At 39.2% G+C, this 12243-nt stretch carries 12 protein-coding genes; 8 read left to right on the top strand and 4 right to left on the bottom strand.

Annotated elements, in window-relative coordinates; genetic code table 11:
- The first annotated feature begins 57 nt into the window (after nt 1-57).
- Both FNH22_RS10595 and FNH22_RS10590 read left to right on the top strand, forming a co-directional pair.
- On the top strand, nt 58-1326 hold the full coding sequence (locus tag FNH22_RS10595; protein ID WP_143398327.1) for a hypothetical protein: 1269 nt from the start codon (nt 58-60) through the stop codon (nt 1324-1326).
- Between the two features lie 129 nt (nt 1327-1455).
- Entirely contained in the window at nt 1456-2259 is an 804-nt protein-coding gene (locus FNH22_RS10590) for an energy transducer TonB (protein ID WP_370513178.1), read from the top strand.
- 65 nt (nt 2260-2324) lie between these two features.
- Here FNH22_RS10590 and FNH22_RS10585 read toward each other — a convergent pair whose 3' ends face one another.
- Nucleotides 2325-3485: a serine hydrolase gene (locus FNH22_RS10585; protein ID WP_255518026.1), complete on the bottom strand. Its 1161-nt coding sequence runs from the start codon at nt 3483-3485 to the stop codon at nt 2325-2327.
- 226 nt (nt 3486-3711) lie between these two features.
- On the opposite strand from FNH22_RS10585, the gene FNH22_RS10580 reads away from it, so the two are divergent.
- From FNH22_RS10580 to FNH22_RS10560, 5 genes are all read left to right on the top strand, one after another.
- Entirely contained in the window at nt 3712-4998 is a 1287-nt protein-coding gene (locus tag FNH22_RS10580) for a sensor histidine kinase KdpD (RefSeq protein WP_143398326.1), read from the top strand.
- A 225-nt stretch (nt 4999-5223) separates the two neighbouring features.
- Nucleotides 5224-6426 carry a DUF763 domain-containing protein gene (locus tag FNH22_RS10575; RefSeq protein WP_143398325.1) on the top strand — a complete coding sequence of 401 codons (1203 nt, stop codon included), beginning with the start codon at nt 5224-5226 and terminating at the stop codon, nt 6424-6426.
- A 30-nt stretch (nt 6427-6456) separates the two neighbouring features.
- Complete coding sequence (locus FNH22_RS32800) at nt 6457-6867, top strand: response regulator transcription factor (protein ID WP_305038362.1); 411 nt, start codon at nt 6457-6459, stop codon at nt 6865-6867.
- A gap of 300 nt (nt 6868-7167) precedes the next feature.
- Entirely contained in the window at nt 7168-7692 is a 525-nt protein-coding gene (locus FNH22_RS10565) for a DUF4199 domain-containing protein (protein WP_143398324.1), read from the top strand.
- 56 nt (nt 7693-7748) lie between these two features.
- Nucleotides 7749-8171: a VOC family protein gene (locus tag FNH22_RS10560; RefSeq protein ID WP_143398323.1), complete on the top strand. Its 423-nt coding sequence runs from the start codon at nt 7749-7751 to the stop codon at nt 8169-8171.
- Here FNH22_RS10560 and FNH22_RS10555 read toward each other — a convergent pair whose 3' ends face one another.
- The 3 genes from FNH22_RS10555 to FNH22_RS10545 all read right to left on the bottom strand — a co-directional run bounded on the left by FNH22_RS10555 (nt 8172) and on the right by FNH22_RS10545 (nt 11652).
- Nucleotides 8172-8561: an OmpA family protein gene (locus FNH22_RS10555; RefSeq protein ID WP_143398322.1), complete on the bottom strand. Its 390-nt coding sequence runs from the start codon at nt 8559-8561 to the stop codon at nt 8172-8174.
- Nucleotides 8562-8629: 68 nt separating this feature from the next.
- Nucleotides 8630-10672, bottom strand: coding sequence for a carboxy terminal-processing peptidase (locus FNH22_RS10550; protein WP_143398321.1), 2043 nt, complete (start codon nt 10670-10672; stop codon nt 8630-8632).
- 80 nt (nt 10673-10752) lie between these two features.
- On the bottom strand, nt 10753-11652 hold the full coding sequence (locus FNH22_RS10545; protein WP_255518025.1) for a hypothetical protein: 900 nt from the start codon (nt 11650-11652) through the stop codon (nt 10753-10755).
- Between the two features lie 344 nt (nt 11653-11996).
- Here FNH22_RS10545 and FNH22_RS10540 point away from each other — a divergent pair, with 344 nt between their 5' ends.
- Nucleotides 11997-12242: a hypothetical protein gene (locus FNH22_RS10540; protein WP_143398320.1), complete on the top strand. Its 246-nt coding sequence runs from the start codon at nt 11997-11999 to the stop codon at nt 12240-12242.
- Nucleotide 12243 lies beyond the last annotated feature (1 nt).

The raw sequence follows: 12243 nt of genomic DNA, 5'->3' as shown, positions 1-12243 counted from the left end.
TCGTCGACTTTTTTTCATCTCAATGGCCTGACAGGAATGCTGTGAGGTTAAATTACTATGATAAGGAAATTATTTTCAATAGGGGTTATGATTGCAGCGAGTCTCATGAACGTTAGTGCTCAGTCGTTAAGGCACTATTTTGATGACACTGAAACACGTTACTTAGGCTTTGCTCTTTCCGGTCAGTTTTGGGCGAGGCACACCGCGTTAAACCCTGGGTCTGTAATAAAAGAAAGCCAACAAACTGAAGCCTGGGACCTTTCCGTACGAAGGTATCGTATGAAGTTGTACGGACAATGGTCGCCCAAAAATGAGTTTGTATTGACATTGGGTAACAATAATATAAATCAGGTAAGTAAGACCAGTGGCAGTCCAAAGGTTTTGGATGCTTATACTACTTTCAATTGGAAGAAGTCTTTAAGCTTTGGTATGGGTAAGAATGCCTGGACGGGCTTGTCCCGATATGCGGCACCGTCCACCAGCAGTGGATTGGGTGTGGACATCCAGTTTATCGCCACCCCACTCATCAATAATTCCGACGACTTACTTCGAAAGCTAAGTTTCTTTTTAAAAGGACAGAAAGGCAAATTGGATTACCGGTTTGTACTCGCTAAGCCTTACGCTCCGACTAAGCCATCTACATTTACTGACGTGGCCAAAGTGGCATATAAGGCATCTGATTATCAAATTTCTACTTATGTAAAGTTCCAACTTCGTGACAAGGAAAGTCAGAAGTCTCCCTTTTCTGCTGCAACTTACTTAGGTAAAAAAGACTTATTGACCTTTGGAGCAGGAGCATTTTACCAGCCTGAAGCTACCATGAGCCTTTTTGAGACTGACAGCCTGTTCCATACCGCCTGCTCATTCGCAGTGGACTTATTTTATGAACACCCTGTTTATAAAAAAACGACACTTACTATATATGCTGCCTATTACAATCATGACCTGGGGCCTAATTTCATAAGACAAGTAGGGGCCAACAATCCCGCCAGAACCTTCACAGCCAGTGAGTATATGAATGGAAAAGGAAATAGTGCTTTAGTAACTGGCACAGGGCATATCTACTTCCTTCAAAGCGCTATTATGACGAATATTGAATCATGTACTTTCCAATTTTTTGGTTCATGCTCCCGGGCCTCTTTACAGGCCGTGGGAAAAAGGCTGATACATTGGGAAACAGGCGTTCACTATTTAATGGATAGCCACAGGTCAAAGCTGACCCTGGGATATCAAAACTGGCCCCTGGTAAAAAAAATGGGAGACATAAGTTATATCCAGAATAGACGGTCTTCTGTCATCTTGCAATACCAATTTAAAATCGGCTAAATAAACGCTGTTATGGATGTCTCTGTAGCCCTTTTTAGTGATCTGACATAAGTCACTTTAATTCCAAACATTGCTCAGCACGTTTATTTCCGAATTGTGCCAAATTACACTAAACAAACTTCAAGAGCCATGGTACTTCCTAAACACACACGCAATGTGGAGGATCCTAATGAAAAATTCAAAATCACCTATAAAAAGACGGATGTCAAGGATCCATTCCAAAGTTATGAGATGGTCAGTTATCTGATCGACGCTAAAAAAATACGCCATCGAAAATTCCTTGCTACCCAACGGTTATCATTTAGTATTGGACTTTTTTTAAGTTTTCTACTGGTGGTAGGTCTTTTCGAATGGAAATCTTCCGATAGATCCGGTTCACTTGAAATTGCAGGTATTGCTGATGATTTTGAGGAACTTATGGATATTCCTGTAACAGAACAGCCACCTCCCCCTCCTGTCAAGAAAATTCAACAACCCAATATCGTTGAAGTGGAGGTAGATGAAATCATAGAAGAGATAGAAATAGACTTTGATGTAGAGATCACAGAAGAAACCGTCATAGAAGAGTTTGATTCAGAAGGGCTGGAATTGATGGAAGAAGAAGAAGCAGATGAAATATTCACTATTGTGGAAGTGAAGCCAGAACCTCAAGGAGGTATGGCAGCATTCATGTCTTTTATAGCTAAAAACATCAAATATCCTGACGCGGCACTGAGAACCCGGGTTCAGGGGAAAGTTTTTGTACAGTTCGTAGTTAATTCTGACGGCAGCCTTGTAGATATCGAAGTGATCAAAGGCATAGGCGGCGGTTGTGACGAAGAAGCTGTCAGAGTGATCAGCAAAGCACCCAACTGGATACCCGGTAAGCAACGTGGAAAACCCGTAAGGGTAAGAATGATGGCCCCGGTATTCTTTAAACTTAAAGAAAGGTAGTAGGGTTGTTGAAGTATGTTTGACGAGGAGAGCGCTTGGGCTCTTCTCGTCATTTTAACTCTACCCTACTTTACAGCCTTTAATACTTTAGCCACCATAGTGCCAATTTGAGAAGGTTCAAGCCATCGCGTAACAATAACGATGTCGTGGTCCTGATCTATGACGATAAAATTACCTCCAAAACCAGCAGCGTAACAGACGTTTTCAGGTATTCCTTCCCATTGGTTCTTCCCTCGATTCAACCACCACATATAACCGTAGCGATCATTCGCTTCAGATGGCCTTCTGGCCTCAGTGATCCATTGTTTTGATACCAATTGCTGACCATTCCATTTCCCATTACGTAAAAACAGCAGCCCAAATCTCGCATGGTCTAATGTATTAATAAAAAGCCCTCCACCGGAATGACCTCCACCACTCACTGATTGTACTTTTACACCATCTACTACCACCCACGAATGGTCATAACCAAACCACCTCCAGGTAGTGGAAGCTCCTATTGGGTCCATTACTTTTTCTTTCAACACCAAGGGTAGTGGTTTACGCCAAACCTGAAGTAGCGCGTAACTTAATACATTGACACGCACATCATTGTATTCAAAACGCACTCCCGGTTCGAAAAATTGACGATGTTTCCAGTCGTCGATATCGCCTTCTTTTGGAGGGCGGTCAGACCAATCCTCCATACCAAACAGGCTGCCCGACCAGTCCGATGATTGTGTTAAAAGGTGATGCCATCTAATCTTAGCATTATGTTCCCCCCGGAATGTGTGATCCCATACATAATCTGTAACAGGGTCTTGCATACTTTTGATCAGGCCTTCATCAAGTGCTAAGCCTGCTACGGTGGAAAGGTAACTTTTGGTAACACTAAATGTCATATCTACCCGTTCGATATCTCCCCATTCTGCTACTATGTATCCTCCCTTAAGAATAAGGCCTGCCGGTCCTCCTCTCTCCTTTGTTGGCCCTACTATTTCATGGTATGGTTCCCGTTCAAAACTTTTTAATATCGCCCTGCGAAGATCCCTGGCACCTGAATATTCATTTTTCAAAGCAAAATCCACTGCTTCGTTCAATAACTGTTCGTTTAATCCAATTTTTGAAGGATTTTGTCGTTTCCACTGATGGTCAGGGCAATAGCCATCCTGTCCAAATAAAGAAGTGCAGGATAATGAAAGACTAAAAAATAACAGGTATGTCAAACGCATGTCTATGATTATCAAATTTTGAGCAATTTATCCATTTTAAATCAGGTCAGAATGACCGTTAGCGTAATACGGGCATATAAACTGTTCAAAATTGGTCATTATTGACTTGTAATATTTAACCCACTTTTTACCCGTATGTATATAAGTGTAATAGGTAACAAAGAAAGTCACCTTTGCATGACGTAAGTGGCTTGTCCTTCAACATGATAATTCGTATGTTCGCCAACCCTCCAGTCAAGAAATGAAGTCATTTAATATTATCCCATATCTCGTTAATATTGGCTTGAACAATGCATCGCACAACGGTGAAAAGCGTCACATACGATTCTTGAATGTGGTATCTCTGACCAGCTTTGTCATACTCTCCGCTTTTATTTTTATTAATTTTTTTTATTATAAGAATCATCTTTTGACCTATATAGAAATAGGACTTACCGGTTTTATTTTTTTTCTTTTCTACTTAAACCATATTGGCTTTATTAAATTAGCCAGATTACTTTTCTTTCTGGTTTTTCACTTATTTTTAGTGTCTGTCACGATGTATTTCAAGGTAGGTGAAATGGTAGAATACATGCACCTGATGATGATCATGATGCTTATGTATTTCTATATACATTCCAGGGTGTTCACTGCAATGTATTTTATTAACCTTGTTCTTTTCTACCTGCCACAACTGGTATATCACCCTTACCCTGAAGAAAATTATTCCTGGATGATCCCTTTGGTGCTATTTGTTTCAATGTTCATCATCACCAAAATATATAGTAGAGATCAACGTAACTACCAAAAAAAACTGGATGATCGTAACAGGCAGCTACAGGAGCTCAATCGACAAAAAGATGAAATTGTGGGCATAGCTGCACATGATTTGAAAAGCCCTCTCAATAGAATTGAAGCGCTGGTATCATTAATCAAAATGACGTCCTCAAACCTAACAGATGAGCAAAAACTGTTACTGGATTCCGTGGCTAAAGTATCCAAAGACCAAAATGAAATGATAAGAAAAGTACTGGATCTCAGTGCTATTAATCTTAATCTGGCAGGTCAAGAGGTATATAAAGTTAATGTACAGGAAATACTGAATTCAGTCATCCAGGAGTTTTCTCACATTGGGCAGGATAAAAATATCAGGATCAATTACACAGGTAAAAGAGCTTATATCCTGGGCCAACGTGAAAGCCTGCGAAACATTTTTGAAAACCTGATCTCCAATGCCATTAAGTTTTCTCCATTTAACACCACAATATCTGTTTCTTCCTGTTTTTCACATGACAAGGTAGCCATAGAGATCAGCGATCAAGGCCCGGGATTTACTGAGGAAGATAAAAAGGCTATGTTCAAACAATTTAAAAAACTAAGTGCACAGCCTACGGCTAATGAATCTTCCAATGGTTTGGGACTATCCATAGCTAAAAAATACGTAGAGGCATTGAAAGGGAAGATCACTTGTGAAAGCACACATGGCAAAGGCGCTAAATTTATTGTACAATTTGATCGTCTGCGTCAAAAAGATTTGGATTTCAGTTAGCGCTTTACTGGAAATTAGTAAAGACCTGAAGCGAGCCTGATCAGGTCTAACAGAATTTCAAAACCATCGCTTTCTTTCAGAAATAACACTCATCGTAATGATAAAGTTAATGCTATTTAAGGGCAGCAAAATTGCTTAATTCAATATAAAACCCATCTTAAAGAAATATTAAATTAGTTTTTACTAATTATATTAGTATATTTGATTAACATCAATGTTATTCAAATGAATAAATCAGGTCATGCAGATCTACCTCTCCATAATGGCCGAGTGCCATATTGGCTCGCCCAACGAATGGCAAAACTAGGTGGTGCCATAACCGAGTCTATCGTAATGGAATATGGTATAGATGCATTTATGGCTAAATTGAGTGATCCGCTATGGTTTCAATCTTTTGGGTGTGTTCTTGGTATGGACTGGCACTCTTCCGGCATTACCACTTCCGTCATGGGGGCTTTAAAAAAGGCCCTTAATCCTGTTGCCCACGATCTTGGTATATATGTATGCGGGGGTCGTGGTAAACACTCTTTAAAAACACCACAGGAGTTAATAAGCCTTGCGGATAGAACGGGATTGGATGGCAAAAAACTTGTACAGAGCAGCAAACTCAGCGCAAAAATAGACAACACAGCGGTACAGGATGGTTATACTATATACCTTCATAATTTTATTGTGACCAAAGCCGGTCACTGGGCAGTTATACAGCAGGGGATGAATACGCTAAATGGTATGGCCAGGAGGTATCATTGGTACTCAAAAGTGATGAGCTCTTTTATTAAAGAGCCTCATGCCGCAGTATGTGGTCAAAATAAAGGACTAATCCTGAATCTAACAGCTGAGGAAGCTTTGGAAACACAACAAGGCATTCTTAACCTGACATCAGAAAACCCCGAAACACTATTAACAGAAGCCCGAAGGATACTAATGCCACGCCATCATAATGTCAGAAGTCGGGATGTGGATCTAAAACGCTTAGGAAGTATATTGGCGTTAGCCCATGAAAAGAAGGTAAGTTCATTTGACGAGCTGCTATTAATCCGGGGATTGGGGCCAAGAACGATCCAATCACTTACTTTGGTCAGTGAGGTAATTCATGGCACCCATAGCAGATTCAGTGATCCTGCACGTTTTTCATTTGCGCATGGTGGCAAAGATGGCCACCCATTCCCTGTGCCGCTCAAAGTGTATGATCAAACCATCAATATACTCAAAACATCTGTTGAAAAGGCCAGAATTGGACTTTCCGATAAAAGAACCGCGCTAAAAGACCTGCACAGGGCCGCAGTAAGGATCGAACAGGACTTTAGTCCCGTTAAAAAGAATTTTGATGAAATTATCAAGGAAGAGAAGAAACACTCCTATCGGTACGGCGGCATGACGGCAGCGGGCCCCTCAAAGCCACCTAATGAGCAGCTTTCATTATTCTAAAGCATTATATTTGCTCCAAACTTCTTTTCCTTGAAACAGATTGTATTTCGTTTCGGCCTGCTTGCCACCGCATTAATGGTGCTGATGCAATTGAGCAAGTATTCTCTCTTTGCCAGGGACCTGACTAATGAGATCTTTTCAGTTTTCATAGCCTGCCTGCTTATTGGATTTGGTGTGCTGGTAGGACATATTCTTCGAAATAAACAAAAAACTGAAGCAATATTATTAAATCAAGAAAAAGCACATCAACTGGATTTAAGTAAGCGGGAATACGAGGTCTTGATAGAAATGGTGGATGGAAAATCGAATAAAGAAATAGCAGAAACACTTTTCATTTCTGAAAGCACGGTAAAAACACATGTTTCCAATCTATTCATAAAATTGGATGCAAAACGCCGGACTGAAGCCATCCATAAAGCAAGAAACCTGGATTTGATCTAGCTATAAGACAGCTTCAATTTGGCTGCTTTATAACAAAATAGGCTTATCCCCAAGGAAGTTTTACTATGAAGTGGAAATATGTAAAATCATTTTTCTATTTACACTAGTCACGATCGCCCTACCTATAAAGATAGCATCAGGTTCGTCCCTCCTATTTCACATGACATTCTGAATATGGTTTTTGCTATCTTACCATAAAGACCTGCTTCATAAAAAATAGTAAGAATTGAAAAATGGTACTTTAGTATGATTGCCTAAATGCTATTTATGCCCTATTTACACCAAAACGAAATTTAAAACATGAAAACTATCATTTTAAAAAACGGTATTTACGCATCACTCTGTGTAGTGGGAATACCTCTGATATTTTGGTCTTTAGCAGATGAAAAGCCTAATTACGATCTTGATGAAATCATAGGGTATAGCACTATGATCCTATGTATGGCCTTTGTTTTTTTAGGTATACGCGAATACAGGGATCAAGAATTAAATGGTTCCATCTCATTTGGGAAGGCGCTAAAAACAGGCTTATATATAGCATTAATACCTTCTATCGCGTTCGGCATTTATGACCTTATTTACATCATGTACTTAGACCCTGACTTCTACGATAATTATTACAATCACTATATCCAGGAGTTACAAGGTGAGCTATCAGGGAATGATTTAAAAAAGGCCATTGTGGAGTTAAATGAACAAAGAGATTTTTTCAGAAATCCCGGTATCCAGTTCATGGTAATGTTTCTTACTGTGTTCATGATAGGAATAATCTTCTCCATCATTTCATCTTTTATACTTAAAAAAGTAGATAAACAAGCTGCATAGTATTAATTACTAACTATTTGTCAGAATCAGATACATGTCTAATCAAATAACAAAATATGAATAACAGAAAGGTAACAGGAATCGGTGGTGTATTCTTCAAATCCGATGACCCGGAAAAAAGCAGAGAGTGGTATAAAAAGAATCTTGGATTGGTGACTAATGAATATGGCTCACTATTCGAATTTCGCTTGTCTAATGAGCCCGATAAAAAAGGCTACCTGCAATGGAGTCCTTTTAAAAAAGATACAGACTATTTCGAGCCTTCTCCAAAAGAGTTTATGATCAATTACCGGGTAGAGAATCTTGCAGAATTAGTCAATGAACTGAAAGCTAATGGTGTCACTGTATTGGATGAAATAGCAGAATATGAGTACGGAAAATTTGTCCATATTCTTGATCCTGAGAATAATAAAATTGAGCTATGGGAGCCCATTGACAACGTTTTTACAAAAATGTATGAGGGGAAGACCACAAAGTAGTTAGAATACCATAGGCCACAAAATCACATCCACTCTTCGATTGCCCCTCCTACCGGATCCGGAGTAATTGGTGTAGAGTGGATTGGTCAGGCCAAAATCGCGTATCTCTATGAGTTCTTTGGCAATACCTTTAAGTAGTAACCTATCTACCACCGCTTCACCTCTCATTTTAGAGAGCCATTCGTTGTATTCTATGCCACCTATGTTATCCGTATGACTAAATACAATGATCTCGTAGTTTTCCAATTGCTCCACCGAATTGATGAAATCATAAAGTTCGGCTACCTGAAATTCATCTACATAATAACTTCCACCACCAAAATAGATACTTTTGATTAATAACGAATCCTGACTTACTCCATAAGAAGCCAAACTTACAAGCAGTATCATCAGCAAGTAACGCACGAAAAAACTAACGTAAAATCATGCTGTCTGGTTCATGATGTAAATTGAAATGGCTAACCTATAGACTGGATCATATTTGAGAGTATAATAATACCTTCTTTCAAATACTGATCATTGACCTGAAGTCCTGAACTCACCTTATTTTCAGTATCAATGGTATTACCTGATAAGTTTTTGTTTGTAACTTCATTCACCTTTGATGCTTCCATTTCCTCTTTTCTCTTTTTCTCGTTCAATGAAATGGTGGTTTTGGCAAGGTTTTGCTTAAGTTCATTCGCCTGTGTCACCAACTCTTTTAGTTCTAAATCATTCAACAACCTGCTTTCATAGCTATTATTGAGCTCAGAGATAAGCTCAGGTGACACGTCCGAAGTCAGGTTATAGCGAGCACTACCGATCTGGTCCCAGGGTAAGGCACTTGGGTTTGCACTTTCACCAAATTCACTGGCTTCAAAGGCGGAAGGGAGGTCAATGTCCGGACTCACACCCAGATGCTGTGTACTGCTACCTGTGACCCGGTAAAATTTTTGTAAGGTCAATTTTAATTGACCTACTTTACCACCATCCGGCACATCAATGTATTTGTTAAGGTCGATGACGCTCTGTACTGTCCCCTTACCAAAAGTCTGCTCTCCAATGACCACACCACGTTGATAATCCTGGATAGCTCCTGCAAATATTTCAGAAGCTGACGCGCTAAAGCGATTGATCATTACAGACAAGGGTCCATCATAAATGACATCAGGGTCTTCATCCTCACCAACTTCTATTTTGTTACTGGATGTCTTAATTTGTACCACAGGCCCATCCTTGATAAATAATCCGGTCAAGTCTATGGCTTCTGCAAGAGATCCTCCTCCATTATTTCTAAGATCCATCATAAGGCCATCTATTCCTTGCTCATTTAATTCCAATACAAGTCGCTTGACATCTCTCGTAGTGCTATTGTAATCAGGGTCGCCATTTTGATATGCCTCAAAATCCATATAAAATCCGGGTAAGGTGATCACACCTACACGATATGGTCTGCCATCTTTCTCAAAATTTATAATTTCGGACTTGGCTTCCATGTCTTCTATTTTGATCTTCTCCCTTACTAGTGTGATCTCTTTAGAAGGGCCCTTTACCCCGGTTTCTGCTGCCAGTATTTCTAACCTCACAGTAGTGCCTTTTGGCCCTTTGATCAATTGAACAACATCATCAATACGCCAACCGATCACATCCACCATCTCACCATCCACACCTTGAGCTACCCCCACGATAAGGTCATTTTCCTGTAGGCTTTTGCTCTTTTCTGCGGGGCCTCCAGGCATAACCTGGGCTACTTTAGTAAAATCATTTTCGGTCATTAAACGTGCACCTATACCTTCCAAAGAAAGGCTCATATTTTGACGGAAACGATCGGAAGTACGTGGTGAAAAATAATTAGTATGCGGATCATATGTTTCGGCCAATGTGTTCATATATAGTTCGAAAACATCTTCCGAAGTGTATTGGTCTATATTCTTTTGAAAACGCCGGTATCGCTTCTCCATAGTCTCGCGGATGTCACCATCTTCCTTACCATTGAGCCTTAAATTCAACACCTGACTTTTGATCACCTTACGCCACAACTCATTTAGCTCTTTTTCGTCATTTGCCCACGGCATTTCGGATCGGTCCGTGTTGTAGAACTCATCAATGGTATAATCATAAGATTTGTCAAATAACACGTTACGCACGTACGACATGCGTTGATTAAACCTTTGTCTGAATACATTATAAATCTCAAAAGCAAAATCGATTTCCCCCAAACTACTTAAGTCGTCGAGCCTGGTGCGGTACTTTTCAAACCCCTCTATATCTGACTTCAGGAAATAGGAATGATTATTATCAAGCGCCTGAAGATATTCATCCAGTATAATAGAGGATAATGAATCGTTAAGGGTTATTTTTTTAAAATGATAGGCATTCAATATCTGAACCATCAAACTGGCTTCCCTTGAATAATGTTCCTTAGGGTGAAGGTCCAAGCTATCTGCCTCCCACACTTTGGCCAGCACATTAAAATGTACGGCTACCATCATCAACAATAATACAATAACTCCTTTCTTCATATCCATCTAAAATTAAAATTTAAGTATACCTGTCACAAGCGAAAAGAATGCCATAAACTCCTAACGGTTTTGAAATGAATTTATTGGGTTTTTTCGATGTCAAACTCTTCTAAAAATTTTTGGGCCTGTTCCACGTTTTGGAAATCATAACTTTTCTTTTCACCCATATTACTATGTATATCAACCTTTACAAGGTTGACCATTGCATTTTTCTTGAATTCCATCTTTTCCGGCCTAAAGGCTTCGTAGTTCTCTTCTTTAGCTATATGGAACTGAGTAGCTCTTATCGAACCACAATACTGACATTCATAATGTTTGACCAGTTCGCCCTCAGATGTATCTGTAGCTTGTTGGATGATCTCCTCTCTCACTACTTTCATAGTGAAAAAGCCACAATTATTACACTGTAAAGCTTCAAGCCGCCCTTCATATTTCTCCACTTTGGTAGTCCCGGTAACTTCATCGATCCAAACATCATAATCCATGGAAAAGACTTCCTCTTCAGCCCTCATACCTTCATCCAGGTGCACATCCTCTTCATCCTCTCTCAACAAACGCATTTTATTTCCAGTTTCAGAATTAACACGTGGCATGTACCTCCATTTCTTTAATTTCTTGTCAAGTTTGGTAGGATAGTAATATTGTAATATTAATGAACCTATATATCCTACTAAGGTACCTCCTGCTATGGCAATAAAAGCACGTACTGAGAACCAAATCGCATCAAATTCGAGTGTGCCACTTCCATAGGTGTTAATAATAAAAACCACACCTATTGCCAACACAATGAATGCGTATTTGTAAGATTTGATCTCATTTTCCCGGATGAAATCGTATTTCTTTTTATAATCATTCAGAGAGGAGACCCTGACGTTATGAATGATATAGATCAAAACGGCAATGACCACGGCGGCCGCTGATCCAAACATCATGATCTGATGAAAAGTGGCCAGGAAACCACTTGCTGTTGACTCTTCCATTAATATTCACAGTTTTAAGGTTAGATTCTACTAATATACTCAATACTTGCTTACACCAAGCATTTTGGGATTTCATTCATGACCATCTGACAGCTCATATTTTTATGACCACATAAAAAAAGTGAGCCAACGTACTCCCCACAGATTTAAAACAATCCTCACAAGCCATAAATTCCACTGACTATCAATTACTTAAGGATAATATATCCGATCAGCATGTCTTTATTTTTAAAAAATTTGTGCATTTTTACACATAAAATCTAGATATAAAATATAAATATTTGTGTTTATAAGAAATTTAAACCTTTTTTACACAATTCTATTTGTGCAAAAATACACACACTATGACTAATTTTGAAAAGAAGAAATTACAGTTTGAGTTTGCGAGGTTTGCCAAAATGAACTTTGAAAAACCTTGTAACTGCAAAGACGAACGGCAGATAGGCTATTACATTCAGGAACTATCTGCCAAGATCGAGGAATTGCAGGATCAGTGGGGTTATGTACCTGATATGGCGTACACATTACTTGATCAATACAATCAGTTGCATAGAAAAATGGTTTACGCTGATTTTATCAATAGCTATTGAA

This window comes from Fulvivirga sp. M361 (assembly GCF_007097395.1).
Taxonomy (GTDB): Bacteria; Bacteroidota; Bacteroidia; order Cytophagales; family Cyclobacteriaceae; genus Fulvivirga.
This window is presented reverse-complemented; position numbering and strand designations above follow the sequence as displayed.